The following is a 25,877-nucleotide window of genomic DNA, read 5'->3' on the forward strand; positions in this document are numbered from 1 at the left end:
GGCACGCGGAACACTTCGGTGAACCGATCTCGCCCGAGGTAGGCAACGGCGCGATCCTGACCGTGGTCAGCGAGAATGGCTAGCGTTCCCCGAGTACAGTAATCCAGACCACGCGCAGGCCGGAGATCCACGCGGTCAAGTGGCTGGGAGACAAAGTCGTCGTGGGAGGCCGTATTTTTTCGCAGAGCCGTGAAGACGGTAGCGGCTGGGACGGGCTGGTCGCGGTGGCCGATCCTTACGTGCGTACCCTGCGGCCGCTGCAGGTACTCGACGTGGACCGAGGCGACGTAGTGTTCGACTTTGCGGTAACAACGGCTGGCCAGGTGCTGGCGGTAGGCGCTTCCGGCTACACGCAGAACCCCGCCGGCGCGAGCATCTCCGAATCGTCTACGCCATTGGCCGCGTTGCTCGACGCCGATGGAAAATTCCTGCGCCGCCTTACCTTGGCGGCCGGGCCGCGCCACAACCAGGTGCGTTCGATCGCGGCATGGAACGGCCGATGGCTCGCGGCCGGCATGCAGGATGGTCCTGGCACTCACTCCGGCGACGAGAACAATGCGCTGATCCGGGCGGACGGCTACGTCCGCGCATTCGACAGCGACCAATAACCCAGCCCGGCCTTCCGTCACGATTACTTGGTGCGGTTCTGGATCTCGTTGCCGATCATGCCGCCGCCGATGATGCCGGCCAGCGTCGCCAGCTTCTTGCCGTTGCCGCTGCCGACCTGGTTGCCCAGCAGGCCGCCGATGACGGCGCCGGCGCCGATGCCGACGTAGTTCGGCGTAGCGGGTTGCTGCTGTTGGACGGCTGGCGCGTGGTATGTCGGCGCGTCGTTGGAGGCCACGCGGGTGTACTCCGGCTCGCGGTGCACCGGCCTTGGCTGCGGACGCGGGCGGGCCTTCGGCTTGGCTGGCTCGTCGTCATACGCGGCCAGCCGTTTTGGCGCGGCGGTGCGCACCGCAGCCGGAAGCGGGGCCGCCGCAGCCACGGGAACCGCGACATATGCGGTCTGGGCGCCTGCAACGGGCGCTGCGACATAGCCAGCCGGGATGGTCGCGGCAGGGGCAGGGGTGAAGCCTGCCGGCGCGGCCGCAACGGGCGCCACTTGCGCGGCCGGCGCGTCGGCTTTGGAGGTTGGCAGCAAGCCGGTGATGGCCGCGGTGCCGGCGATGCTGACGGTGATGACGGACAAAGCCGCTGCTGCCATCAATGGGTGAATGCGGGTCGCGGTCTTGATCGATTCCATGGTCTGCTCCTGTGACGTTTTTGGTTGTCGTGCAGGAACAGATTAACGGGGAGGCCGTTTCAGGGATAGACGGAAGGCTGTATCAATCGTAAGGATGTGTAAGCAGGCCGGTTGCGCCTCAGGCGACGCTCAGCTGCGCCGGCGCCAGCATCCGCAGCGCGCGCAGCAGGTCGAGCGGCGATTCGAGCAGGTAGTCGGCGCCCCAGGTTTGCGGTTCGACCGCACCGCAGTAGCCCCAGGCGCATGCAACCGTCACCATGCCGGCCGCGCGGCCCGCTTCCACGTCGCGCAGGTCGTCGCCCACATACCAGCAGTGTTCTGGCGCCACGCCGAGGCGGCTGGCGCCTTCCAGCAGCGGGGCGGGGTGCGGCTTCGAATGTGGCGTGGTGTCGCCCGAGACGATGCAGCCCGCATGCGCAAGGCCGATCTGCGGAATCAGCGGGTCCGTGAACCGCGCCGGCTTGTTGGTGACGATTCCCCATGCCATGCCGGCCGCGCCGATGCCTTCGATCAGTTCAGGAATGCCGTCGAACAGGGTGCTGTGCACCGCCATCGCGCTCTGATAGCGGTCGAACCATTCGAGGCGCAGGGTTTCGTAGCCTTCGTCCGCAGGCGTCAGTCCGAACGCGGCGCCGATCATGCCGCGCGCACCGGCCGATGCGGTCGGGCGCAGCACCGAGTAGGGCGTCGGTTCGAGCCCGCGCACGATGCGCAGGTGGTTGACCGCCGCCGCCAGGTCAGGCGCGGTGTCCGCCAGCGTGCCATCGAGGTCGAACAGAATGGCACGCGGTGCCTGCATTGGAATGGTGCGGGTCATGAAGTAAAGGTGTAGAAGCGGAAGGATTAAAGCGGACGGCTGCAGGCCACCATGTAGTTCACATCGGTGTCCTGGTTCAGCGCATAGATCTTGGTAAGCGGGTTGTAGCCGAGGCCCTTGAGGCCGTCCACGGTCAGGCCGGCTTCGCGCGCGAACTGCGACAGTTCGGCAGGCGTGATGAACTTGGCGTAGTCGTGCGTACCCTTCGGGAGCATGCGCAGCAGGTACTCCGCGCCCACCACGGCGAACAGCCAGGACTTCGGATTGCGGTTCAGCGTCGAGAAAAATACCTTGCCGCCCGGTTTGACCAGGGTGGCGGCGGCACGCACGATCGACGCAGGGTCTGGCACGTGCTCGAGCATCTCCATGCAGGTGACGACGTCGAACTGGCCTGCTTCCTGCGCCGCCATGTCCTCGGCCGAGACGTGCTTGTAGCGCACCTGTACTTCGGATTCGAGGCTGTGCAGGTCGGCGACCTTCAGCGCCTTTTCGGACAAATCGATGCCGGTGACGTCGGCGCCTTTTTTGGCCATCGATTCGGCCAGGATGCCGCCGCCGCAGCCGATGTCGATGACCTTTTTGCCGAACAGCGGCGCGCGCGCGTTGATCCATTCAAGGCGCAGCGGGTTTATCTCGTGCAGCGGACGGAACTCGGACGTGGGGTCCCACCAGCGGTGGGCCAGTTCGCTGAACTTCTGGATTTCGTGTGGATCTGCATTCATAGCGCGAATAATAGCGGGAAAATTGCGCACGCGACGGACGCGTGGATAAAAAAAACCCCGCCGGAGCGGGGTTGTCCGAACGTGTTGAATCTTACTTGTTGACGGTACGGGTACCGACTACTTCGATTTCAACGCGGCGGTTCTTGGCGCGCCCCGTCGAGGACTTGTTGTCCGCAACCGGCTGCTTCTCGCCCTTGCCTTCGGTGTAGATGCGGTTGGCATCGATGCCTTTGCTGCGCAGGTAGGTCTTGACCGATTCGGCGCGGCGGATCGCCAGCTTCTCGTTGTAGGCATCGGTGCCGATCGAGTCGGTGTGGCCCACAGCGATGATGACTTCCAGGTTCATGCCTTCCAGCTTGGCGACCAGGTCGTCCAGCGCCGCTTTGCCGTCCGGCTTCAGCACCGACTTGTCGAAGTCGAAGAAGGCGTCGGCCGAGTAAGACACTTTTTCAGCGGTTGGAACCGGCGCCGGTGCAGGCGCTGGTGCCGGTGCTTCAACCACTGGCGCTGGCGGTGGCGGAGGCGGAGGCGCTACGCACTTGCCGTTTTCAAGCTTTTCGGGCTCGACGCAGATTGGCAGGTCGCAGCCTGGCACCGCGTCGGCCGGGGTCCAGTAGCCGGTGCGCCAGCACAGGCCGAACGGGTTGCGGGCGATGACGCCGCGCTGGTCCTGAACGTAGGCGCTGTAAGGCGTGTTGGCCTTGATGTCGGTCGTCACCGGTGCGAACGGAGGCGAGGACTGCGCGAATGCACTGCCCGCAAGCGCGGCGCAAGCGGCGAGCATGAGCGTAATTTTTTTCATCAGAATTGCTCCAAGAAACCCTGTCCTTCAGGGCAGGGAGTGAAAGGAGTCGGGCGCGTAGCGCCCGCAGCCGTCCAAGTGAAAGAATGTTTTGAACTTTGTTGTTGGGCCATGGTCAAACTCCATAAGTGCTTCAGTATGCGATTACGCGCTGGGGCATGAGTCACCTGTACCGTTTTTTCCGATCCGCAGTCGCTTTGGGCGAGGTCGAGAGATATCCTGCGGATTGAATAAGAAGCTGGGCTTTTTCAGTCCGGCTTCCGTCTGGGGCATCAGACGCCAGCAGTGGGAATCCCCTTCCGTGTTATACGAAGGGGGAGGATGTCAAATTCAGGTCTTCCTTTCGGGGTGGTCTCTGCAGCTGGACTGCACAACATTTCGCCAAGATTGCGAAACAAGCAATTAACTTCTCGACCATTTTGCCACATGAGCAGAAATAGCACGAACAGCGTTAAATCAAAGTTTGGCGCGATTGCTTGCCACGTTGTTTTGTTGCAACATCTGAATCCGCACGGCGATTTCACAATTGGCGGCACGCTTACCGCACGGGGAAGGAATTGCGCTGCTGCCATAGCGCGCATGCTAAAATCCCTCTCTTGTCTGCCGGTAGTCTGACGGGCGCGCCGAGGCGCGGACCGAGCCGGCGGCACCAGTGCCGTGCAGTTTTGCGTATACCTATAAACAAAGCCTGAGAGCAGTCGACCCGCCAATGGATCAATTCGCCAAAGAAACAATCCCCATTTCCCTAGAAGAAGAGATGCGCAAGAGCTACCTCGATTACGCCATGAGCGTGATCGTGGGCCGAGCCTTGCCGGATGTGCGCGACGGCCTGAAGCCTGTGCATCGCCGCGTCCTGTTCGCCATGCACGAAATGAACAACGTGCACAACCGCCCGTACGTCAAGTGCGCGCGCGTGGTCGGCGAAACCATGGGTAAGTACCACCCGCACGGCGACGCGTCGATCTACGACACGCTGGTGCGCATGGCGCAGGACTTCTCGCTGCGCTACACGCTAGTCGACGGCCAGGGCAACTTCGGCTCGATCGACGGCGACAGCGCCGCGGCGATGCGTTACACCGAGTGCCGCCTCGACAAGATCGCCGCCGAAGTGCTGGCCGATATCGACAAGGACACCGTCGACTTCCAGCCCAACTACGACGGCAAGGAAAAGGAACCGACGGTCCTGCCGACCCGCATCCCGAACCTGCTGATCAACGGTTCGTCGGGCATCGCGGTCGGCATGGCGACCAACATCCCGCCGCACAACCTGTCGGAAGTGATCAAGGGCGCGCTGCACGTGCTGTCCAACCCGGACTGCTCGATCGACGAACTGATCGAAATCATCCCGGCGCCCGACTTCCCGACCGCCGGCATCATCTATGGCGTTTCGGGTGTGCGCGACGGCTACCGCACCGGCCGCGGCCGGGTGGTCATGCGCGCCAAGACCCACTTCGAAGAGTACGGCAAGGACGGCGGCCGCATCGCGATCATCGTCGACGAGCTGCCGTACCAGGTCAACAAGAAGTCCCTGCTCGAGCGTATCGCCGAGAACGTGCGCGACAAGAAGCTCGAAGGCATCTCCGACATCCGCGACGAGTCCGACAAGTCGGGCATGCGCGTCGTCATTGAGCTGAAGCGCGGCGAAGTACCCGAGGTTGTGCTGAACAACCTGTACAAGCAGACCCAGTTGCAGGATACCTTCGGCATGAACATGGTGGCGCTGGTCGACGGCCAGCCGAAGCTGCTGAACCTGAAGCAGATGCTGGCGTGCTTCCTGTCGCACCGCCGCGAAGTTGTCACGCGCCGCACCGTGTTCGAGCTGCGCAAGGCGCGCGAACGCGGCCACATGCTGGAAGGCCTGGCGGTCGCACTGGCCAACATCGACGACTTCATCGCCATCATCAAGGCCGCGCCGACGCCGCCGATCGCGAAGACGGAACTGATGCAGCGCGCCTGGGACTCGTCCCTGGTGCGCGAAATGCTTAGCCGCACCGAGACCGGCGCCGCCGGCGGCATCGACGCCTTCCGTCCCGAGCACCTGCCGAAGCACTACGGCATGCAGCAGGACGGCCTGTACAAGCTGTCGGACGAACAGGCGCAGGAAATCCTGCAGATGCGCCTGCAGCGCCTGACCGGCCTTGAGCAGGACAAGATCGTCAACGAGTACAAGGAAGTCATGGCGCACATCGCCGACCTGCTGGACATCCTGGCGCGTCCGGAGCGCGTCACCTCCATCATCACCGACGAAATGACCCATGTGATGAACGAGTACGCCGGCTCCGGCAAGGATCCGCGCCGCTCGACCATCGAGCACAACGCCACCGACCTGGAAACCGAAGACCTGATCACCCCGCAGGACATGGTGGTCACGCTGTCGCACACCGGCTACATGAAGTCGACCGCGATTACCGAATACCGCGCCCAGAAGCGCGGCGGCCGCGGCAAGCAGGCGATGGCGACCAAGGAAGAGGATTGGATCGACCAGCTGTTCATCGCCAACACGCACGACTACATCCTGTGCTTCTCGAACCGCGGCCGCATGTACTGGCTGAAGGTATGGGAAGTGCCGCAAGGCTCGCGCAATTCGCGCGGCAAGCCGATCGTGAACATGTTCCCGCTGCAGGACAACGAGAAGATCACCGTGGTGCTGCCGCTGTCGGGCGAGAACCGCACCTTCCCGGAAGACCACTACGTATTCATGTCGACCAGCCTGGGCACCGTGAAGAAGACTCCGCTGAAGGACTTCTCCAATCCACGCAAGGCCGGCATCATCGCGGTCGACCTGGACGACGGCGACTTCCTGATCGGCGCGGCGCTCACCGACGGCAAGCACGACGTGATGCTGTTCTCCGACGCCGGCAAGGCGGTGCGCTTCGACGAGAACGACGTGCGTCCGATGGGCCGTACCGCCCGCGGCGTGCGCGGCATGAACCTCGAAGACGGCCAGAACGTCATCGCGCTGCTGGTTGCGGAAAACGAGCAGCAGTCGGTGCTGACGGCGACCGAGAACGGCTTCGGCAAGCGTACCCCGATCACCGAGTACACCCGCCACGGCCGCGGCACCAAGGGCATGATCGCGATCCAGACCAGCGAACGTAACGGCAAGGTGGTCGCCGCGACCCTGGTCGAGGAAAGCGACGAAATCATGCTGATCACGACCGGCGGTGTGCTGATCCGCACCCGCGTGGCCGAGATCCGCGAGATGGGCCGCGCGACCCAGGGCGTGACCCTGATCGCGGTGGAAGACGGCACCAAGCTGTCCGGCCTGCAGCGCGTGGTCGAGACCGACCTGGAAGAAGTGGAACTGGCGCCGGCGGACAACGGCGAACCGTCCAGCTCCGGCGAATAAGCTCATTCGCTCCGGAAGGGCCAGGCTGTTTTCACCGCAAGGTGAGGACGCCTGGCCTTTTTTACGCCTGTCCGCACCGGCGGCAAAGGCGGTTCCGGGGCGCCGCCTGAACGACATCGTGATTTCGTGCGAAAATTGCCTTGTTCAACCACTAAAGGATCGTCAGTGACCCAGATCTTCAACTTTTCCGCCGGCCCGGCCGTCCTGCCGAAGGAAGTGCTCCAGCAGGCCGCTGATGAAATGCTGAACTGGCATGGCAGCGGAATGTCGGTGATGGAAATGAGCCACCGCGGTCCTGAATTCATCTCGATTTACGAGGAAGCCGTGCGCGACCTGCGCGAGCTGCTGAACGTCCCCGCCAACTACAAGATCCTGTTCCTGCAAGGCGGCGGGCTGGCGCAAAACGCCATCATCCCGCTCAATATGCTGGGCAACACGACGCAGCCGGCCACCATCGATTTCGTCCACACCGGCAGCTGGTCGGGCAAGTCGATCAAGGAAGCGGCGCGCTACGCCAGGGTCAATGTGGCGGCGTCCAACGAGGCTGGCGCATTCACCTTCGTGCCGCCGCAGGAAAGCTGGAAGCTCACGCCCGGCGCCGCCTACCTGCACATCTGCACCAATGAAACCATCGACGGCGTCGAATTCAACTTCGTGCCGGAGATCGCCCCGGAAACGCCCATCGTGGCCGACATGTCCTCGCACATCCTGTCGCGCCAGATCGACGTGTCCAGGTATGGCGTCATCTTCGCCGGCGCGCAGAAGAACATCGGCCCGGCGGGCGTCACGCTTGCCATCGTGCGCGAAGACCTGATCGGCAAGGCGCTGCCGATCTGTCCGTCCGCCTTCGACTGGAAGCTGGTCGCCGACGCCGACTCGATGTACAACACGCCGCCTACCTATGGCATCTACATCGCGGGCCTGGTGTTCGCCTGGCTGAAGCGCCAGGGCGGGGTGGCGGCGATGGAGCAGCGCAACATCGCCAAATCCGAACTGCTGTACGCGGCGCTCGACGCCGACGACTTTTACCAGAACCGCGTGGCGAAGGACAGCCGCTCGCGCATGAACATCCCGTTCTACCTGCGCGACGAATCAATGAACGAGAAATTCCTGGCCGGCGCGAGAGCGCGCGGGCTGCTGCAACTGAAGGGCCACAAGTCCGTCGGCGGTATGCGGGCATCGATCTACAACGCGATGCCGATCGAAGGGGTGCAATCCCTGGTCGATTATTTGAACGAGTTCGCAGGCCGCTGAAGGCAGATGGCGCCAGCATGAACCCGCAACCCCACCCCGTCGTTTAACGGCGGTGTTTCGGCAAACAACGCAGCTAGCCACACATGACAGACAAACTGAAACCACTGCGCGAGCAGATCGACGCAGTCGACGCCCAGATCCTTGACCTGCTGTCGCGCCGCGCGCGCCTCGCGCAGGAAGTCGGCCACGTCAAGGCCGAAACCAACGCCCCGGTGTTCCGCCCCGAGCGCGAAGCGCAGGTGCTGCGCGCCGTGGCCGAACGCAATCCTGGCCCGCTCAAGGACGCCGACGTACAGACCATCTTCCGCGAGATCATGTCGGCCTGCCGCTCGCTCGAGAAGCGCGTCACCGTGGCCTACCTCGGCCCCGCCGGCACCTTCAGCGAGCAGGCCGTGTACCAGCAGTTCGGCCGCGCCGTCGAAGGCCTGCCGTGCGTGTCGATCGACGAGGTGTTCCGCGCCACCGAGGCCGGCACCGCCGATTTCGGCGTGGTTCCGGTCGAGAATTCGTCCGAGGGCGCGATCAACCGCACCCTCGACCTGATGCTCGCCACCACCACATCGATCAGCGGCGAAGTGTCGATCCCGGTCCATCACAGCCTGATGACGAAAAGCGGCAGCATGGAAGGCGTCAGCGTCGTCTGCGCCCATTCGCAGGCGCTGGCGCAGTGCCAGGTCTACCTCAATACGCATTACCCCCAGCTCGAGCGGCGCGCGGTGGCATCGAATGCCGAAGCGGCGGTCATGGCCAGTAATGACCCGTCGGTCGCAGCGATTGCCAGCGAGATGGCGGGGGCGCAGTACCAGCTTGGCGTGGTGGCGGGGCACATCCAGGACGACCCGCACAACCGCACGCGCTTCGCCGTGATCGGCCACCTGAAGACCACCCCCTCCGGCCAGGACCAGACCTCGCTGGTGCTGGCGGTGCCGAACAAGGCCGGCGCCGTCTACAACCTGCTGGCGCCGCTGGCGACGCACGGCGTGTCGATGACGCGCTTCGAGTCGCGCCCGGCCCGCATGGGCACCTGGGAGTACTACTTCTATGTCGACGTCGAGGGCCACGAGCAGGACGAGCCGGTGGCACGCGCGCTGCACGAGCTTAAAGACAACGCTTCATTCTTCAAAGTGCTGGGATCCTACCCGCTCAGCCTCTAATCACTTTTTACGAGATCCACATGTCCAAGCAATACGGTCCAGATTACGTCCGCGCCATCGCTCCTTACCAGGCCGGCAAACCAATCGCTGAAGTCGCGCGCGAGTTCGGCCTCGACGAAGCCAACATCGTCAAGCTGGCGTCGAACGAAAACCCGTTCGGCGTGCCGGAATCGAGCAAACAGGCGATGGCGCAGGCCGTGGCCGACCTGGGCCGCTATCCGGATGCGAACGGCTTCGACCTGAAGGCCGCGCTGGCCAAGCGCTACGACGTGCCGGCAGAGTGGATCACGCTGGGTAACGGCAGCAACGACATCCTGGAAATCGCCGCCCACGCCTTCGTGCAAAAAGGCCAGGCGGTGGTGTACTCGCAGTATTCGTTCGCGGTGTACGCGCTGGCCACGCAGGGCGTGGGCGCGCGCGCCATCGTCGTGCCGGCCAAGGAATACGGCCATGATCTCGACGCGATGGCCGCCGCCATCGACGCCGACACCAAACTGGTCTTCATCGCCAACCCGAACAACCCGACCGGCACCTTCATTCCGGCGGCGCAGATCGAGGCGTTCCTGCAAAAGGTGCCGACTGACGTCATCGTCGTGCTGGACGAGGCCTATAACGAATTCCTGGCGCCCGAATACCAGTTCGAGTCCGCCGAATGGGTGCGCAAGTACCCGAACCTGGTCGTGTCGCGCACCTTCTCCAAGGCCTACGGCCTGGCGGGCCTGCGCGTCGGCTTCGCGATTGCGCAGCCGGCCGTGACCGACCTGATGAACCGTATCCGCCAGCCGTTCAATGTCAACTCGCTGGCGCAGGCGGCCGCGATTGCGGCGCTGAACGACCGCCATTTCCTCGACCAGGGCGCGCAGAACAACGCCGCCGGCTACGCGCAGTTCGTCGAAGCTTTCGAGGAGCTGGGACTGCAGTACGTGCCTTCGTTCGGCAACTTCGTGCTGGTACGCGTCGGTGACGACGACGAGGCGGGCGCGCGCGTCAACCTGGCGTTGCTGAAGCAGGGCGTGATCGTGCGCCCGGTCGGCAACTACGGCCTGCCGCAGTGGCTGCGCATCTCGATCGGCCTGCCGCAGGAAAACGCGATCTTCATCGCCGCGCTGAAAAAGGCCCTGGACTGACATGGCGGGCAAGGTCGTCATCTTCGGCGTCGGGTTGATCGGCGGCTCGTTCGCGCTGGCGCTGAAGGCCGCCGGCGCAGCCGGGACGATAGTCGGCGTCGGCCGTTCGCCGCAAGCGATGGCGCGCGCGCTGGAACTGGGCATCGTCGATGCGGTCGCTGCGTCCGTGCAGGACGCGATGCGCGGCGCCGACCTGGTGCTGATCGCCACACCGGTGGCGCAGACCCAGGCCATTCTTGCCTCCCTGCTGCCTTACCTCGAACCGCGGACAGTGGTCACCGATGCGGGCAGCACCAAATCGGACGTGGTGGCGGCGGCGCGCGCCGCCCTGGGCGAGCGGGTGGGGCAGTTCGTGCCCGGCCACCCGATCGCCGGCCGCGAAAGCAATGGCCCCGACGCCGCCATCCCCGATCTTTATATCGGCAAGAAGGCGGTACTGACGCCGCTGCCGGAGAACGAACCGGCCGACGTCGAGCGCGTCGCAAGCGCCTGGCGCGCCTGCGGTGCGGTGATCCACCAGCTGTCGCCGCAGGAGCACGACAAGGTGTTCGCGGCGGTCAGCCACTTGCCGCACCTGCTGGCCTACGCGCTGGTGGACGACATCGCCAACAAGCCCCACGCCGGCCTGCTGTTCCAGTACGCCGCCAGCGGCTTTCGCGACTTCACCCGCATCGCCGGCTCGTCGCCTGAAATGTGGCGCGACATCAGCCTGGCCAACCGGGATGCGCTGCTGGGCGAGCTGGACGCATATCTGGCACAATTGACAGGGTTGCGCGCCGCTTTGGCCGCAGCCGACGGGGCCCGCCTGGAGCGCGTCTACGCCAACGCGCAGCGCGCGCGCAGGCAGTGGAGCGACGCCATCGAGGCGGCAGAAGCCCCTCCCCAGGACACCGCAGAATAGCAGCCAAGGAAAGCGCATGACGCAGCAGAAGCAATACCCGCACTACATCGACCTCAAACCTGTCCTGCACGTCGAAGGCGTGGTGCGGCTACCCGGCTCGAAGAGCATCTCGAACCGCACGCTGCTGCTGGCGGCGCTGGCTGAAGGCACCACCACCATCCACGATTTGCTGGCATCCGACGACACCCAGGTGATGCTGGGCGCGCTGCGCGCGCTGGGCGTGAAGTGGGAGCAGGTCGACGAGCGTACCCACATCGTGCATGGCGCCGCCGGCACCTTGCCGGTGCATGAGGCCGACCTGTTCATGGGGAACGCCGGCACCGCGATCCGCCCGCTGACGGCGGCGCTGGCCGTGATCGGCGGCGACTACACGCTGCACGGCGTCGCCCGCATGCACGAACGCCCGATCGGCGACCTGGTCGAGGCGCTGAACGCGGTGGGCACCCAGATCGAATACACCGGCGTCGAGGGCTTCCCGCCGCTGCGCATTCGGCGCGGCCATATCCACGCGCAGACCATGTCGGTGCGCGGCGACGTGTCGAGCCAGTTCCTGACGGCGCTGCTGATGTCGGCGCCGCTGATGGCCAAGGCCAACCCGGTCACCATCAAGGTCGAGGGCGAGCTGATTTCCAAGCCCTACATCGAGATCACGCTGAACCTGATGCGCCGCTTCGGCGTGACGGTGAAGCAGGGCGGCTGGGAGTCGTTCACGGTCGAACCGGGCCAGAACTACGTCACCCCGGGCAGCATCAACGTCGAAGGCGACGCCTCGTCGGCGTCCTACTTCCTGGCGGCGGGCGCCATTGGCGGCGGGCCGGTGCGGGTCGAGGGCGTGGGCCGCGACAGCATCCAGGGCGACGTGCGCTTTGCCGACGCCTTGGAAGCGATGGGCGCCACCATCACCCGCGGTAACAACTGGATCGAGGCGAAGTCGAACGGCGTGCTGAAGGCCATCGACGCCGATTTCAACCACATTCCCGACGCGGCGATGACGCTGGCGGTGGCCGCGCTGTACGCCGAGGGGACCAGCACGTTGCGCAACATCGCCAGCTGGCGCGTGAAGGAAACCGACCGCCTGGCGGCGATGGCGACCGAACTGCGCAAGCTGGGCGCGCGGGTGGAGGAGGGGCCTGACTACATCAGCGTGACGCCGCCGGCCGAAATCCAGCCGGCCACCATCGACACCTACGACGACCACCGCATGGCGATGTGCTTCTCGCTGGCCAGCCTGGACGGCGCGGCGCGCCGCGGCAACCGCATGCGCATCAACGAGCCCGCGTGCGTGGCCAAGACCTTCCCCGACTATTTCGACGCCTTCGCATCGATCGAGCGCACCGAGCTTTTCTGAGCCGGCGCGCGCCTGCCGCATCCAAACACGAAGACACACATGCCAAATTCGCACATCCCCGTCATTGCCATCGACGGCCCGACCGCATCCGGCAAGGGAACGGTGGCCCACAAGGTCGCCGACAAGCTGGGCTTCCACTTCCTCGATTCCGGCTCGCTGTACCGCCTGACCGCACTGTCGGCGATCCGGCGCGGCGCCGACCTGCACGACGAGCACGCCATTGCCAAGCTGGCCGAGCACCTGCAGGTGAGTTTCGTGGGCGGCGAGATCCTGATGGCGAGCGAACACGTCACGCAAGCGATCCGCGCTGAGGAAGTAGGCAATCTGGCATCGAAAATCGCGGCGCTGCCGACCGTGCGCCACGCGCTGACCGGCCTGCAGCTCGGCTTCCGCAAGGCGCCCGGCCTGGTGGCCGACGGGCGCGACATGGGCACGGTGATCTTTCCCAATGCCCAGCTCAAGGTGTTCCTCACCGCAAGCGTTGAGGCCCGGGCGCAGCGCCGATATAAGCAATTGATTGACAAGGGGTTTTCTGCTAACATAAAAGACCTCCTGTCGGATCTGCAGGCGCGCGACGACCGCGATACCCATCGTGCGATCGCCCCGCTGGTGCCGGCAGAGGGCGCACATTTCCTGGATACCTCCCATATGACGGCCGACGAGGCCATCGAGCAGGTCCTCAAGTGGTATGCGCAATTGAAGTAATGGCCGAGGTAAGGCCTTTTGGTGCCTGGTTGGCAATTGCTGGCCGGGTTTGTTTCAACCTAACCCAGTTCAGGCCGCATTTGTGACGTCCTGCTGGCTAACTCTATAAATCCTATGTCTACTGCAACAACTGAAGCAACCGGTATGGAAAGTTTCGCAGCGCTCTTCGAAGAGTCGCTGTCGCGCCAAGACATGCGTTCGGGCGAAGTTATCTCCGCAGAAGTCGTCCGTCTCGACCACAACTTCGTGATCGTTAACGCCGGCCTCAAGTCCGAAGCTTTCATCCCCATCGAAGAATTCAAGAACGACCAGGGCGAACTGGAAGTTCAAGTCGGCGATTTCGTTTCCGTAGCGATTGAATCGCTGGAAAACGGCTTCGGCGACACTATCCTGTCGCGTGACAAGGCGAAGCGCCTGGCATCGTGGCTGGCACTGGAAAAAGCAATGGAATCCGGCGAGATCGTCGTCGGTACCGTCAACGGCAAAGTCAAGGGCGGCCTGACCGTTCTGACCAATGGCATCCGCGCATTCCTGCCGGGTTCGCTGGTTGACACCCGTCCAGTCAAGGACACCACCCCGTTCGAAGGCAAGACCCTGGAATTCAAGGTCATCAAGCTCGACCGCAAGCGCAACAACGTCGTTCTGTCGCGCCGCGCCGTGATCGAAGCTTCGATGGGCGAAGAGCGCCAGAAGCTGATGGAAACCCTGAAAGAAGGCACCGTGGTTACCGGCGTCGTCAAGAACATCACCGATTACGGTGCGTTCGTTGACCTGGGCGGCATCGACGGCCTGCTGCACATCACCGACCTGGCATGGCGTCGTGTGCGTCACCCATCGGAAGTGCTGACCGTTGGCCAGGAAATCACCGCGAAAGTCCTGAAGTACGATCAGGAAAAGAACCGTGTTTCGCTGGGCGTGAAGCAGCTGGGCGACGATCCATGGACCGGTCTGTCGCGTCGCTACCCACAAGGCACCCGTCTGTTCGGCAAGGTCACCAACCTGACCGACTACGGCGCGTTCGTGGAAGTCGAGCAAGGCATCGAAGGCCTGGTACATGTCTCCGAAATGGACTGGACCAACAAGAACGTCGCTCCTAACAAAGTTGTCCAGCTGGGCGACGAGGTAGAAGTGATGGTTCTGGAGATCGACGAAGAGCGTCGCCGTATTTCGCTGGGCATGAAACAGTGCAAAGCGAACCCATGGGATGAATTCGGCATGACCCACAAGAAGGGCGACAAGGTCAAGGGCGCAATCAAGTCGATCACCGACTTCGGCGTGTTCATCGGCCTGGCTGGCAACATCGACGGCCTGGTACACCTGTCCGACCTGTCCTGGACCGAAGCTGGCGAAGAAGCAGTTCGCCGCTTCAAGAAGGGCGACGAACTGGAAGCGGTTGTGCTGGCGATCGACGTCGAGCGCGAGCGTGTTTCCCTGGGCGTCAAGCAGCTCGAAGGTGACCCATTCAACAACTTCGCGGCAATGAACGACAAAGGCTCCCTGGTAACGGGGACGGTCAAGTCGGTTGAGCCGAAGGGCGCTGTCATCCAGCTGTCCGAAGAAGTCGAAGGCTACCTGCGTGCTTCCGAAATCTCGCGCGACCGCGTTGAAGATGCCGGTACCCACCTGAAAGTCGGCGACAGCGTTGAAGCCCTGGTCATCAACATCGACCGCAAAGCTCGCAGCATCCAGCTGTCGATCAAAGCGAAAGACAATGTTGAAACCCAGGAAGCCATGCAGAAGATGGCAGCTTCCTCCGACAGCAGCGCAGCATCGGGCACCACCAGCCTGGGCGCACTGCTGAAGGCCAAGTTCGACAACAAGAACTAAAACCTTCGGGATTGCCAGATGACCAAGTCCGAGTTAATCAACCGCCTGGCTGAGCGCTATTCTCAGCTGGTGGCCAAGGATGCGGAGTACGCTGTCAAGACCATTCTCGATGCAATGACCAACGCCTTGGCGACCGGCCAGCGCATCGAGATCCGCGGTTTCGGCAGTTTTGCACTGAACAGCAGGCCACCACGCATCGGACGCAATCCGAAGTCCGGCGACAAAGTAATGGTTCCCGAAAAACGGGTGCCTCACTTCAAGCCGGGCAAACAATTGCGCGAGCGCGTAGACGCGATGGTCGGGCAACCGATCATCGAAGATTGAGTCGTCTGGCGACACAGAAAACGGCGTCCTTGGATGCCGTTTTTTTATGGGTGAAGTGTTTGTGCGAACGGCGCGAAGGCTTCTGCCATCATTCTGCACCCCATACTTATAATGGTAAGATGCCAAACCTGCGAACCCTTCAATTTGGACCCGCTAATGAAATTCGTCTCCACCATTGTTGGCATCATCCTGTTCATCCTGTTCTTCGGCTTCGCGCTGAAAAACACCCAGGAAGTCGACCTGCATTTTTTCCTGAACTATGAACTGCGCGGCCCGCTCGTGCTGATGCTGCTGGCCTTCTTCGTGGCCGGCGCCGCACTTGGCATCCTGGCCGTCACGCCGACCGTCTTCCGCCACCGCCGCGAAAGCTCGCAGCACAAGGACACCATCGAAGCGCTGCAAAGCGTGGCGCGCACCAGCACCGTGCAGCCGCAGCCGGACAGCGTCAACACCCAGCACTAAACAGACCCATCAAATAAAAAGAAACGCATGGAATTCGAATTCTGGATGCTCCTGGGCATCCCACTCTTCTTCGGCCTCGGCTGGATCGCGGCGCGCGTCGACGTCAGGCAACTGGTATCCGAATCGCGCACGCTGCCACGGGGCTACTTCAAGGGCCTGAACTTCCTGCTCAACGAGCAGCCCGACAAGGCCATCGACGCCTTCATCGAGATCGTCAAGCTCGACCCTGAAACTGCCGACATGCACTTCGCACTCGGCAACCTGTTCCGCCGCCGCGGCGAGGTCGAGCGTGCGATCCGCGTGCACCAGAACCTGCTGGCGCGTCCCGACCTGCCGCTGGAACAGCAGCAGCACGCGCAATACGAGCTCGGCATGGACTACCTGAAAGCCGGCCTGCTCGACCGCGCCGAGGAAACCTTCAACGGCCTGGTCGATTCGCAATACGGCGTGCAGGCGCGCCGCGCGCTGCTCGAGATCTTCCAGCGCGAAAAGGAATGGAAGAGGGCGATCGAAGCCGCGGCCGGCCTGCAGGAATCGGGCGCCGGCGCCCGCCAGAAAGAGATCGCGCAGTTCTACTGCGAGCTGGCGCAGGACGCGCTGGTACACCTGCAGACCGATGAAGCGATGGCGATGCTGGAAAAAGCCACCCAGGCCGACCGCTCCAACGTGCGCGCCACCATCCTGGCCGGAGACGTCCAGCTGGCCAAGGGCGACGTCGAAGGCGCGCTGATGACCTGGCGCCGCGTCGAGCAGCAAAGCGTGCCGCACGTGGCGCTGGTGGCTTCGCGCATGATGGACGGCTACCGCAAGGTCGGGCGCCCGCGCGAAGGCGTCAACCTGCTGCGCTCCTACATGGCCGAAGCGTCGTCGATCGACCTGCTCGAAGTCGTGTTCAAGGCCGTGACCGAACTCGATGGGCCGGGCGCCGCCAAGGAAGTCGTCATCGAAGAACTGCGCCGCACGCCGACCTTGCTTGGCCTCGACAAGTTGCTTGAAGCGCGCATGATGGACGCCGCGCCCGAATTCTTCGACGAGCTGTCGACCGTGAAGAACCTCGTGCATGGCTACACCCAGAAGCTCGCGCGCTACCAGTGCAGCCATTGCGGCTTCAAGGCGCGCCAGTTCTACTGGCAATGCCCGGGCTGCAGCAAGTGGGAGACCTACCCGCCGCGCCGCACCGAAGAACTGAACGTCATGAACTGACGTTCGCACCGCGAACACCCAGCGGGGCCGCACGCCGGCCCCGCCCTGACATCACAAGCCAGCACCGACATGACCAGCCGCCTTCTCTCCGCCGATACTTATCCGCACATTCCCGCGCCCCAGCTCGATGACGTCCGCATCCTCGTGGTGGGCGACGTCATGCTCGACCGCTACTGGTTCGGCGACGTCAGCCGCATTTCGCCGGAAGCGCCGGTGCCGATCGTGCGCATCGAAAAGCGCGAAGAGCGCCTGGGCGGCGCCGCCAACGTGGCGCGCAACGCGGCTGCGCTGGGCGCGCATGCCGGCCTGCTGGGCGTGGTGGGCGCGGACGAAGCGGGAGCGCAGGTCGAAGCGCTGCTGAACGACTCGCGCATCCACAGCTTCCTGCAGCGCGACGACGCGATCTCCACCATCATCAAGCTGCGCGTGATCGGCCGCCAGCAGCAGCTGGTGCGGGTCGACTTCGAAGATGCGCCGACCGACGCGGTGCTGCGCGACAAGCTCACCCAGTTCAACGCGCTGCTGCCTGACTACAGCGTGGTGATCTTCTCCGACTACAACAAGGGCAGCCTGGTGAACGTGGCCGAGATGATCGCGGCAGCGCGTGCCGCCGGCAAGATCGTCATGGTCGACCCCAAGGGCGAAGACTTCTCGCCGTACGCAGGCGCGACAATGCTGACGCCAAACAAATCGGAGCTAAAGCGGATCGTCGGCAGCTGGCACAGCGAAGACCAACTGACGGCCAAGGCGCAAGCGCTGCGCGAAGAGCTGCGGCTCGACGCGCTGTTGCTGACGCGTTCGGAAGAGGGCATGAGCCTGTATACCGCCAACGAAGTGCTGCACGTGCACGCTGACGCGCGTGAGGTGTTCGACGTATCGGGCGCGGGCGACACCGTGATCGCGACGATGGCCGCAATGCTGGGCGCCGGCATGACGATGGCCGACGCCATCATGACTGCCAACCGCGCCGGCGGCATCGTCGTCGGCAAGCTCGGCACCGCCACCGTCACCCGCGAAGAACTCTTCGGCAAGTAGTTCCAAAATCGGGGTCAGACCACCATTTTCAAAATCGGGGTCAGACCCTGAGCCTTCCCCTCATATTTCGTACGTCTCGAGCATGGACCCGAGCTCGTTCAACGCTTCGGCGATTTGACGTCGCGTTAAGAGTGCCGAGCTGTGATATTGCAGCCAGTGGCGCGCTAGCGACAGGATGGATAGGGTGGCAGCCGCTTTCTTGCGACTGCCATAGTGAACAGCGAACCCGTTGCGGCGTACGGCCAAGCCGATCAGCCACAGCGCGAACGCAAGCAGCGATGCGATGAGCAACAAGATGGTGAGTCGATGTGGCTTGCGTGTTTGGCTGCTGCTGAGCCCCATTCCCCATTGGGAGCTTTTGAGGTCGCGGAACGTCTGCTCGATCTGCATGCGGCCCTGGTACAAATTAACAACCGCCTTGGCACTGAGCCTCGACAGGCGTGGCGAAACAGCCAGCAACCACGGCTCCCGTTGCCCTGCGCTCTGCTTCTTACTATGGTGGCTCTGCGATTTTTTCCCGAACACAGTCTTGCATGTGCGCCCTTTGGGTACTCTCTTGATCATCACCAAACGGCATGGCACAGGGTTCGAACGGACGTAATTGAAGCTCCCCAGGTCGCGTGCACGTCCCTTCGTGTCCGCGAAATGCTCTTTGCAACCGCGCCAGTCACTTTTGCCACTGGGGGTCACCATGTCGCGGTTTCGGATGCGTCCTATCCAGGCAAACCCGAGTTGATCGAGCATCTTGAACCACGCGGCGCGAAAGCCGGCATCGGTGATGATCAAGGGCTGACAATGGGCTGGCAGCACCGAGCGTAGCGTCTTCATGAACTCGCGGTGCACCGAAGCCGCACCATACTGCGCGGTGGGGTGTATCTCTTCATAGATGACGATAGCGCGGCCCCTTCACAACGACAGCCGCACGCAGCACGTGTTGGCTGATGTCGGCTAACAAATCGGACCAGTCCACGATAATGCTGATCTTCGATTGGCCTTGCAAGACGCGCTGCGCGACTGCGCGAAATATCTCCACGCGTTCGGTCGCCAGATGGGGATTGCTCAACAGCCGATCACAGCGCTTGATGCGATGACGCAATGAGCTCGAGCCTTGCACAGACTTACTCATCTTCAGCAAACCAAGCCCGCCACTCCGCGCCGCCTCAATCATCAAGGCAAGGCAATGCCGGCGTTTGGCGTGTATCGATGGGCATTGATCGGCTAACAAATCTTGTATGATTCGTCCTGCATGCATAGTCTGTTCCTTTCGTTCGCAGTTTGGTCGCTACAAACGAAAGGGTTAACACAGCCATGCATGCGCCGTTTTTGGGATTAGAAGTTAACAGGCATCCAGCCTGTTTACAAGCAATTTTTGAGGGGAAGGCTCAGGGTCAGACCCCGATTTCGCGTTTCGAAAAGTTCTTTCTTCGGGCATGATCTCGCTCAAATCCAAAGGTCAACCCCACGCCCTGGCTGAGCCGTTAAGCGCGGGTGGGCGGCATCCGCTGCCCCTAACCTGGAGATTTTCAACATGATCAAGAAACTGATGCTTGCCGTCGCAACGCTGTATATCACCATGGGTCTTGCTTTCGCCCAGGTCGACGTCAACAAGGCCGATGCGGCAGCCCTCGATTCCGTGAAGGGGATTGGCCCGTCGATGTCGAAGCTGATCCTCGACGAGCGCGCCAAAGGCGAGTTCAAGGACTGGGCCGACTTCCAGCAGCGCGTCAAGGGTGTCGGCGACAAGAAGGCGATGAAGCTGTCCGAGGCCGGCCTGCAAATCAACGGCAAGGCCATGGAAGGCGCACCGGCCGCGGCCAAGGCATCCAAAGCTTCTGCCAAGCCCGCTGCGAAGCCGGCAGCCGCGCCTGCCAGGATGTAAACAGCGCCGCTTCGCAAACCAGCCCCGCCGGCATGTTCCGCGGGGTTTTTTTATCTGTATGGACAGACGAAGCGGCATGCACCATGAGAAGATAGCGGCGCTTCGATACCTAACAATTACATTCGACCAGGGGACTTTTCATGGCATACGTTTCTTCGACCCGACCGTTGCTGGCCGCCGCGCTCGCACTGGCATTCGGCGCCGCATCGGCAGCCGTTCCGGCCGCGCCCGACGTGGCCCGCCATCAGGCGCAGATCGACAAGATCGTCATCGAGATTTCGCCGCAGCGCATCGAAGCCTATGTCCGCAAGCTGGTCAGCTTCAAGACCCGCCACACCATGTCGGAAACCGAATCCGACACGGTCGGCATCGGCGCCGCACGCCGCTGGATCAAGAGCGAGATGGAGCGCTGCGGCGCCGGCAGCCGCCTGCAGGTCGCCTTCGACAGCCACGTGGCGCCGGTATCCGCGCGCATCTCGCGCCCGACCGAAATCGTCAACGTGGTCGCCACGCTGCCCGGCGCCCAGGCCGCCTCGAAGGACCGCATCTACGTCGTCAGCGGCCACTACGACTCGCGCAACACCGACGTCATGGACGCCAAGGGCGACGCGCCCGGCGCCAACGACGATGCCTCGGGAACCGCGGCGGTGATGGAAATGGCATGTGTGATGTCGCGCTATGACTTCGACGCGACCCTGGTGTTCATGGCGGTCGCGGCGGAAGAGCAGGGCCTGATCGGCGCCACCCACTGGGCCGAGCAGGCCGTGCAGAAGAAGCTGAACATCGCCGGGATGTTCACCAACGACATCATCGGCAGCTCGCGCGCCGACGACGGCCGCATCGACGACAAACAGGTGCGCTTGTTTGCCGAAAGCATTCCGGCCACCAAAGAGATGAGCGAGCCGGTGCGCACGCTGATCGCCACCGGCGGCGAAAACGATTCGCTGCCGCGCCAGCTGGCCCGCCACGTGAAGGAAGTGGGCGAGCGCTACGTGCCCGACTTCAAGGTCAGCGTCGTGTACCGCCGCGACCGCTACCTGCGTGGCGGCGACCACATGCCCTTCCTGGCGCGCGGCTTCGCGGCGCTGCGCTTTTCCGAGCCGAATGAGGACTTCGCCCACCAGCATCAGAACGTGCGTACCGAAGGCGCGATGCAGTACGGTGACCTGCCGGAATTCAACGACTACAACTACATCGCGAAGGTCGCGCGCGTCAACGCCGCCGCGCTGGCCTCGCTGTCACTGGCGCCTGCCGCGCCGCAGCAGGTCGAAATGCGCACCGACAAGCTGGAAAACAATTCCTCGCTGATGTGGAAGCCCAACACCGAGCCCGACCTGGCCGGCTACCGCATCGTCTGGCGCGAGACCACCGCGCCGCAGTGGGAGGGTTCCATGTACGTGGGTAACGTCACCGAGGCAACCGTGAAGCTGTCGAAGGACAATTACTTCTTCGGCGTGCAGGCAGTCGACAAGGACGGCAATACCAGCGTGGCGACTTACCCCACGCCTAAGCGCTGATCACGGGCCGGCAAGGTGCGGACCGCATCTTGCCGGCTTGCGCCAGCTCTTCCTCGATGCAGACGGGCTCGCAACGCCATCCTTGTCATGACGGCTCTCAGGTGCGATCGCGCGCCGTGGATTAAAATGGCGTTTTGTCCATCTGCAAGAGAGTCCCATGTCTTACATGACCATCGAAGATACGATCGGCAACACGCCGCTGGTACAGCTGGTACGCGTGCCCGGCGCCGAGGCGCGCGAGCGCAACAACATCATCCTTGGCAAAATGGAAGGCAACAATCCGGCCGGGTCGGTCAAGGACCGCGCCGCGATGTCGATGCTCAAACGCGCCGAGGAGCGCGGCCGCATCAAGCCGGGCGACACCCTGATCGAGGCAACCAGCGGCAACACCGGCATCGCGCTGGCCATGGCCGCCGCCATCCGCGGCTACAAGATGCTGCTCCTCATGCCCGACAACTTGTCGGTCGAGCGCCGCCAGAGCATGGCCGCCTACGGCGCCCAGATCATGCTGACGCCGAAAACCGGCGGCATGGAATACGCGCGCGACATGGCCGAGCAGATGCAGCGTGACGGCAAGGGCATCATTCTCGACCAGTTCGGCAACGAGGATAATCCGCGCGCGCACTATGAAAGCACGGGCCCCGAAATCTGGCGGGACACCGAAGGCCGCATCACCCATTTCGTCAGCGCGATGGGCACCACCGGCACCATCATGGGCGTGTCGCACTGCCTGAAGGAAAAGAACGAGGCGATCCGCATCATCGGCGCCCAGCCGGAAGAGGGCTCGTCGATCCCGGGCATCCGCAAATGGCCTGAAGCCTACCTGCCGAAGATTTTCGACAAGGCGCGCGTGGACCAGGTGGAAAGCGTGAGCCAGGCCGCTGCCGAACATATGGCGCGCCGTCTGGCGATGGAAGAGGGAATTTTCTGCGGAATTTCGGCCGCCGGTGCATGCGAGATCGCGTTGCGCATCTCACAAACCGTCGAGAACGCAACCATCGTGTTCATCGTCTGCGACCGTGGCGACCGCTACCTGTCGACGGGCGTGTTCCCCGCCTGACGGCACTCCAAGGGTCCCGCCGCAGCGGGCGGCCACCTGCAGGTGCCGCCGGGTGAAATGCTGCGGCAGCAGGCGATCAGGATTGCTGTTCGCTGCCCGCCGCAGGCGTTGCGCCTTCTTTCGGCTTGAACTGCTTGTCGCTGATACGGAACTTGTTGCGGCGGTCGCCCATCAGGTAACGCAGGTCGCGGATCGACAGGTCGCTCACTTCGTGCATGCGGATCAGCAGCGATGCGCCGACCGGCAGGCGGTGGTGGCGGATCTTCGAGATGACCGGCGGCGCCACTTCCAGTGCGCGCGACAGCGCTGCGTCGTTCTTCAGGCGCAGGTTCTCAATCAAGGTGTCCAGCAGGCGGTTCGGGTTGTACTGCAGCAGATCGTCGGAATCCGAATCGCTGTTCATATCAATGCCAACTTGGTTTGTCATGATGGTAATAGTTCCTATTGTGAGTTGTGCTGCTTAATCAAACACTAGACGCTCGCTGTATTGCGACGACTTGGAAGGCGCTGAATTTCGCAAGAAACAACTTTTCTTAAAATATACACAATTGTACAAGCTATTCCAATCTTATTCTTGCCAGCAATTAGAACAGCTGTTGTTTCTTCCATGTCATGTTGTCTAAACGCAACATAGCCTGAATGCAATTCTCTCACAAACTCACGAACAATAATAATTGTTTTTTCATAAAACTTGAGTGTAGAACAATCAATAAGCTTGCGCCGCACAATACCCTCGACACCTGTCATGCAAGCAAGTTTTCGGGGAGTATGGGGAAATGATGCATATTTCTCTACTGCATCTTTGACATCATGCCAGATACCCCCTGGGGTATGACATGCGGGGGAGGGCGGAAACTGCGGCAAACTGCGTCACCGCAGTTACACTTAATTACAAAACAATCTTAGCGGTTCGCCAGTGCAGTCCGGGCAGCCTGCACCGCACGTCCCAGTTCGATGACCGACATGGCGTAAAAATAACTCCTGTTGTATTTCGTAATAGCAAAAAAATTACCCGTTGCTAGCCAGTATTCGGTCGGTTCGGCGCCGTTTTGCAGGTCGACCAGGCCGAACAGCGCGCCCGGCGGTAACTGGCCCCGGCTGAGCACGCCGGCCGCCAGCAGGTCTTCCTGCCGGAATTTCGCTTCCAGCCCCTGGTTGATGAAGACTTTCCAAGCCTGCGCCGGCGACACGTCGACGGGATAGGCGAGCGGGCCCGTGTCGCTACGCTGCCAGCCATGGTTCGCCAGGAAGTTGGCTACGCTGCCGATGGCGTCGGCGCTGGAGCCGAGCAGGTCGACGGCGCCGTTGCCGTCGAAATCGACCGCGTGCGCCAGGATACTGCCGGGCATGAACTGCGGCATGCCGACCGCGCCGGCGAACGAACCGGTCAAGGTCAGCGGATCGAAATTCGCGTGGCGCGCCAGCACCAGGGCGTTTTCCAGCTCGCTGCGGAAAAAGGTCATGCGCGCCGCGCGGTTCGGCGTTTCGGGATAGGCGAAGGCCAGCGTGGTCAGGGTGTCGAGCACGCGGAAGCGGCCGGTATTGCGTCCATACACAGTCTCGACACCGATGATGCCGACGATGATGTCGGCCGGTACGCCATAGCGCTGCTCCGCCCGCGCCAGCGCGTCGGCGTTCTCGTCCCAGAACCTGACGCCGCCGTTCACCCGTACCGGTTCGATGAACAGCTCGCGCACCGCCTGCCAGTTTTTCGGCTTGCCCGGCGGCGCCGGCTTCACCAGCTGCACCGCGGAGTCGACGAAGTGCACCTGGCGGATCACGCCGTCCAGCCACGCGCGGTCGAAGCCGTGCTTGGCCACCATCTCGGCGGTGAAGGCCTGCACCGCCGACCACTCGCCGAAGTTGACCTGTTCGCCGACATAGTCGACGCCGCGCCGCACCGGGGCCGGCTTGGCCTTGGCGGTTTTCGCGCCCTTGCTTTTGCTTGCCTTTGTGGCGGCCTTTTTACTGCCGGCTTTTTTCGCCGCCGCGGTTTTCTTCGGGTGCTTGGATGCCTGCGGAGCCGCGTGGACCGCAGGTACAGCGGCGACGGCCAGTGCCAACAGGAGGGAAGTAAGGCGGTGCGGTACGAACTGCTTCAAGAATTTCATCGGGACTCGTTCAACAAACGCTTGAGGGTGGCGGCCAGGTTCGGATAGGGCACCGGGGCGGCGTATTTATAGGCGCTGTACAAATGCATGAAGCGCGCGATGGCGTCGCTTTTCGCGGCCGGCAAACCTGCCTGCGACAGGCGCCGCGCATACGCGCTCGGGCCTTCGTCGGCGGCGCGTGCCATGCCGTGCCGTGCCAGCTGCTGGCACATCGCCGAGTATAGCGCATCGATCGGGTCGGCCCGCCTGCGAACCAGCCACGCGCGCCCGAAAAGCAACAGGGTGGACAGGAGGGCAATGGCGCCCAGCACGCGCGGGTCGGATCCCAGCGCCTGCAGGCGTTCGAGCACCTTGTGCTGGCGCTGCGGGGTATAGTTCAGCACCCACTGGTTCCAGCCGTTGTTGACCGCATCCCAATAGTTGCGCAATTGCGCGGCGACGCCGTTCTCGCCCGCGCCGAATTCCATCAGCGCGCCGATCCCGAACGGATACTCCGGCGCGGCCGGTCTTCTCGAACCGCGCTGCACCCGTTCCGGCGCCACCGCCGCGGTCGGGTCGATCCGCTGCCAGCCGCGCGCGGGCAGCCACACCTCGGCCCACGCGTGGGCGTCGGACTGGCGCACCGTCATGAAGCCGTCCACCGGGTTGATCTCGCCGCCCTGGTAGCCGACCACCACGCGCGCCGGCACGCCGGCCGCGCGCATCAGGAACACGAAGGCGCCCGCATAGTGCTCGCAGAAGCCGGCCTTGGTATCGAACAGGAACTCGTCGACCGAATGGCGGCCCAGCCGCGGAGGCTCGAGCGTGTACATGTATTTATCGGTGGCGAACATCTTCAGCACATATTCGATGCGCCGCTCCGGGTCGGAAATCCGCTGCAGCGCGGCGCCGGTGCGGGCCGCCTGCGGGTTGAAGCCGTACGGGAGCGCCAGCCAGCGCGCGCGGTCGGGCAGGCGCGGGCCGGCCTGCATGCTGTAGTCGGGGAAGGAGGTGACCTCGTAGCGCACCCGCTCGTCCACCGGTTCCGCCGCCAT

At 63.2% G+C, this 25,877-nt stretch carries 26 protein-coding genes; 16 read left to right on the plus strand and 10 right to left on the minus strand.

Annotation, left to right across the window (positions count from 1 at the left end):
• Positions 1-161: 161 nt before the first annotated feature.
• Positions 162-608 (plus strand): hypothetical protein, encoded by a 447-nt coding sequence (locus D3872_RS03950; protein WP_119809575.1) that lies wholly within the window; start codon positions 162-164, stop codon positions 606-608.
• A gap of 23 nt (positions 609-631) precedes the next feature.
• Here D3872_RS03950 and D3872_RS03955 read toward each other — a convergent pair whose 3' ends face one another.
• From D3872_RS03955 to ompA, 4 genes are all read right to left on the minus strand, one after another.
• A complete protein-coding gene (locus tag D3872_RS03955; protein WP_119809576.1) occupies positions 632-1,246 on the minus strand; it encodes a glycine zipper 2TM domain-containing protein in 615 nt (204 codons plus the stop codon).
• A gap of 118 nt (positions 1,247-1,364) precedes the next feature.
• Entirely contained in the window at positions 1,365-2,063 is a 699-nt protein-coding gene (locus tag D3872_RS03960; RefSeq protein ID WP_119809577.1) for an HAD family hydrolase, read from the minus strand.
• A 26-nt stretch (positions 2,064-2,089) separates the two neighbouring features.
• Entirely contained in the window at positions 2,090-2,785 is a 696-nt protein-coding gene (gene ubiG / locus D3872_RS03965; RefSeq protein WP_119809578.1) for a bifunctional 2-polyprenyl-6-hydroxyphenol methylase/3-demethylubiquinol 3-O-methyltransferase UbiG, read from the minus strand.
• A 91-nt stretch (positions 2,786-2,876) separates the two neighbouring features.
• Positions 2,877-3,590, minus strand: coding sequence for an outer membrane protein OmpA (gene ompA, locus D3872_RS03970; RefSeq protein ID WP_119809579.1), 714 nt, complete (start codon positions 3,588-3,590; stop codon positions 2,877-2,879).
• Positions 3,591-4,296: 706 nt separating this feature from the next.
• Between ompA and gyrA the strand changes: the two genes are divergently transcribed.
• From gyrA to rfaE1, 12 genes are all read left to right on the plus strand, one after another.
• A complete protein-coding gene (gene gyrA / locus D3872_RS03975; RefSeq protein ID WP_119809580.1) occupies positions 4,297-6,936 on the plus strand; it encodes a DNA gyrase subunit A in 2,640 nt (879 codons plus the stop codon).
• A gap of 165 nt (positions 6,937-7,101) precedes the next feature.
• Complete coding sequence (serC, locus tag D3872_RS03980; protein WP_119809581.1) at positions 7,102-8,190, plus strand: 3-phosphoserine/phosphohydroxythreonine transaminase; 1,089 nt, start codon at positions 7,102-7,104, stop codon at positions 8,188-8,190.
• An 83-nt stretch (positions 8,191-8,273) separates the two neighbouring features.
• A complete protein-coding gene (pheA, locus tag D3872_RS03985) occupies positions 8,274-9,344 on the plus strand; it encodes a prephenate dehydratase (RefSeq protein WP_119809582.1) in 1,071 nt (356 codons plus the stop codon).
• Positions 9,345-9,364: 20 nt separating this feature from the next.
• Positions 9,365-10,471: a histidinol-phosphate transaminase gene (hisC, locus tag D3872_RS03990; protein WP_119809583.1), complete on the plus strand. Its 1,107-nt coding sequence runs from the start codon at positions 9,365-9,367 to the stop codon at positions 10,469-10,471.
• A 1-nt stretch (position 10,472) separates the two neighbouring features.
• Positions 10,473-11,372: a prephenate dehydrogenase gene (locus D3872_RS03995; RefSeq protein WP_119809584.1), complete on the plus strand. Its 900-nt coding sequence runs from the start codon at positions 10,473-10,475 to the stop codon at positions 11,370-11,372.
• A gap of 16 nt (positions 11,373-11,388) precedes the next feature.
• Positions 11,389-12,720 (plus strand): 3-phosphoshikimate 1-carboxyvinyltransferase, encoded by a 1,332-nt coding sequence (gene aroA, locus D3872_RS04000; protein ID WP_119809585.1) that lies wholly within the window; start codon positions 11,389-11,391, stop codon positions 12,718-12,720.
• 39 nt (positions 12,721-12,759) lie between these two features.
• A complete protein-coding gene (cmk, locus tag D3872_RS04005) occupies positions 12,760-13,425 on the plus strand; it encodes a (d)CMP kinase (RefSeq protein ID WP_119809586.1) in 666 nt (221 codons plus the stop codon).
• 144 nt (positions 13,426-13,569) lie between these two features.
• Positions 13,570-15,252, plus strand: coding sequence for a 30S ribosomal protein S1 (rpsA, locus tag D3872_RS04010; RefSeq protein WP_119809587.1), 1,683 nt, complete (start codon positions 13,570-13,572; stop codon positions 15,250-15,252).
• Between the two features lie 18 nt (positions 15,253-15,270).
• Complete coding sequence (locus tag D3872_RS04015; protein ID WP_008446215.1) at positions 15,271-15,576, plus strand: integration host factor subunit beta; 306 nt, start codon at positions 15,271-15,273, stop codon at positions 15,574-15,576.
• A gap of 156 nt (positions 15,577-15,732) precedes the next feature.
• Positions 15,733-16,038 carry a LapA family protein gene (locus D3872_RS04020; RefSeq protein ID WP_119809588.1) on the plus strand — a complete coding sequence of 102 codons (306 nt, stop codon included), beginning with the start codon at positions 15,733-15,735 and terminating at the stop codon, positions 16,036-16,038.
• A gap of 27 nt (positions 16,039-16,065) precedes the next feature.
• Positions 16,066-17,241 (plus strand): lipopolysaccharide assembly protein LapB, encoded by a 1,176-nt coding sequence (lapB, locus tag D3872_RS04025; RefSeq protein WP_119809589.1) that lies wholly within the window; start codon positions 16,066-16,068, stop codon positions 17,239-17,241.
• Between the two features lie 69 nt (positions 17,242-17,310).
• The gene (rfaE1, locus tag D3872_RS04030; RefSeq protein ID WP_119809590.1) at positions 17,311-18,276 is read left to right on the plus strand and encodes a D-glycero-beta-D-manno-heptose-7-phosphate kinase; all 966 of its coding nucleotides are present in this window, start codon (positions 17,311-17,313) and stop codon (positions 18,274-18,276) included.
• A 60-nt stretch (positions 18,277-18,336) separates the two neighbouring features.
• On the opposite strand, the gene D3872_RS04035 is transcribed toward rfaE1, so the two are convergent.
• Together D3872_RS04035 and D3872_RS04040 are read right to left on the minus strand one after the other, a co-directional pair.
• On the minus strand, positions 18,337-19,119 hold the full coding sequence (locus D3872_RS04035) for an IS4 family transposase (protein ID WP_229459150.1): 783 nt from the start codon (positions 19,117-19,119) through the stop codon (positions 18,337-18,339).
• 37 nt (positions 19,120-19,156) lie between these two features.
• Positions 19,157-19,528, minus strand: a complete 372-nt coding sequence (locus tag D3872_RS04040; protein WP_147373786.1) for a hypothetical protein — start codon at positions 19,526-19,528, stop codon at positions 19,157-19,159.
• A 276-nt stretch (positions 19,529-19,804) separates the two neighbouring features.
• Here D3872_RS04040 and D3872_RS04045 point away from each other — a divergent pair, with 276 nt between their 5' ends.
• From D3872_RS04045 to cysM, 3 genes are all read left to right on the plus strand, one after another.
• A complete protein-coding gene (locus D3872_RS04045) occupies positions 19,805-20,155 on the plus strand; it encodes a ComEA family DNA-binding protein (RefSeq protein ID WP_119809593.1) in 351 nt (116 codons plus the stop codon).
• Between the two features lie 140 nt (positions 20,156-20,295).
• Positions 20,296-21,672: a M28 family peptidase gene (locus D3872_RS04050; protein ID WP_119809594.1), complete on the plus strand. Its 1,377-nt coding sequence runs from the start codon at positions 20,296-20,298 to the stop codon at positions 21,670-21,672.
• Positions 21,673-21,829: 157 nt separating this feature from the next.
• The gene (gene cysM, locus D3872_RS04055; protein ID WP_119809595.1) at positions 21,830-22,732 is read left to right on the plus strand and encodes a cysteine synthase CysM; all 903 of its coding nucleotides are present in this window, start codon (positions 21,830-21,832) and stop codon (positions 22,730-22,732) included.
• 76 nt (positions 22,733-22,808) lie between these two features.
• Here the strand turns inward: cysM and D3872_RS04060 are convergent, their stop codons facing one another.
• The 4 genes from D3872_RS04060 to D3872_RS04070 all read right to left on the minus strand — a co-directional run.
• Positions 22,809-23,159, minus strand: a complete 351-nt coding sequence (locus tag D3872_RS04060; protein WP_119809596.1) for a hypothetical protein — start codon at positions 23,157-23,159, stop codon at positions 22,809-22,811.
• 44 nt (positions 23,160-23,203) lie between these two features.
• Positions 23,204-23,479: a hypothetical protein gene (locus D3872_RS25195; protein ID WP_182915672.1), complete on the minus strand. Its 276-nt coding sequence runs from the start codon at positions 23,477-23,479 to the stop codon at positions 23,204-23,206.
• 155 nt (positions 23,480-23,634) lie between these two features.
• Entirely contained in the window at positions 23,635-24,843 is a 1,209-nt protein-coding gene (mltB, locus tag D3872_RS04065; protein ID WP_119809597.1) for a lytic murein transglycosylase B, read from the minus strand.
• Positions 24,840-25,877 (minus strand): DUF4129 domain-containing transglutaminase family protein (locus D3872_RS04070; RefSeq protein WP_119809598.1); only part of this gene is annotated, 1,038 nt, incomplete at its 5' end. The genes mltB and D3872_RS04070, both read right to left, overlap by 4 nt.

It is taken from the genome of Massilia cavernae, assembly GCF_003590855.1.
In the GTDB taxonomy this organism is placed as follows: Bacteria; Pseudomonadota; Gammaproteobacteria; order Burkholderiales; family Burkholderiaceae_D; genus Telluria_A; species Telluria_A cavernae.

Coding starts and splice junctions, on each gene's coding strand:
- D3872_RS04060 (WP_119809596.1), bottom strand. CDS start 23,159: ATGACAAACCAAGTTGGCATTGATATGAACAGCGATTCGGATTCCGAC.
- cmk (WP_119809586.1), top strand. CDS start 12,760: ATGCCAAATTCGCACATCCCCGTCATTGCCATCGACGGCCCGACCGCA.
- D3872_RS03960 (WP_119809577.1), bottom strand. CDS start 2,063: ATGACCCGCACCATTCCAATGCAGGCACCGCGTGCCATTCTGTTCGAC.
- gyrA (WP_119809580.1), top strand. CDS start 4,297: ATGGATCAATTCGCCAAAGAAACAATCCCCATTTCCCTAGAAGAAGAG.
- rpsA (WP_119809587.1), top strand. CDS start 13,570: ATGGAAAGTTTCGCAGCGCTCTTCGAAGAGTCGCTGTCGCGCCAAGAC.
- D3872_RS04020 (WP_119809588.1), top strand. CDS start 15,733: ATGAAATTCGTCTCCACCATTGTTGGCATCATCCTGTTCATCCTGTTC.
- pheA (WP_119809582.1), top strand. CDS start 8,274: ATGACAGACAAACTGAAACCACTGCGCGAGCAGATCGACGCAGTCGAC.
- D3872_RS25195 (WP_182915672.1), bottom strand. CDS start 23,479: ATGACAGGTGTCGAGGGTATTGTGCGGCGCAAGCTTATTGATTGTTCT.
- D3872_RS04015 (WP_008446215.1), top strand. CDS start 15,271: ATGACCAAGTCCGAGTTAATCAACCGCCTGGCTGAGCGCTATTCTCAG.
- aroA (WP_119809585.1), top strand. CDS start 11,389: ATGACGCAGCAGAAGCAATACCCGCACTACATCGACCTCAAACCTGTC.
- cysM (WP_119809595.1), top strand. CDS start 21,830: ATGTCTTACATGACCATCGAAGATACGATCGGCAACACGCCGCTGGTA.
- lapB (WP_119809589.1), top strand. CDS start 16,066: ATGGAATTCGAATTCTGGATGCTCCTGGGCATCCCACTCTTCTTCGGC.
- ubiG (WP_119809578.1), bottom strand. CDS start 2,785: ATGAATGCAGATCCACACGAAATCCAGAAGTTCAGCGAACTGGCCCAC.
- rfaE1 (WP_119809590.1), top strand. CDS start 17,311: ATGACCAGCCGCCTTCTCTCCGCCGATACTTATCCGCACATTCCCGCG.
- D3872_RS03955 (WP_119809576.1), bottom strand. CDS start 1,246: ATGGAATCGATCAAGACCGCGACCCGCATTCACCCATTGATGGCAGCA.
- D3872_RS04050 (WP_119809594.1), top strand. CDS start 20,296: ATGGCATACGTTTCTTCGACCCGACCGTTGCTGGCCGCCGCGCTCGCA.
- mltB (WP_119809597.1), bottom strand. CDS start 24,843: ATGAAATTCTTGAAGCAGTTCGTACCGCACCGCCTTACTTCCCTCCTG.
- hisC (WP_119809583.1), top strand. CDS start 9,365: ATGTCCAAGCAATACGGTCCAGATTACGTCCGCGCCATCGCTCCTTAC.
- D3872_RS04045 (WP_119809593.1), top strand. CDS start 19,805: ATGATCAAGAAACTGATGCTTGCCGTCGCAACGCTGTATATCACCATG.
- D3872_RS04040 (WP_147373786.1), bottom strand. CDS start 19,528: ATGCATGCAGGACGAATCATACAAGATTTGTTAGCCGATCAATGCCCA.
- D3872_RS03995 (WP_119809584.1), top strand. CDS start 10,473: ATGGCGGGCAAGGTCGTCATCTTCGGCGTCGGGTTGATCGGCGGCTCG.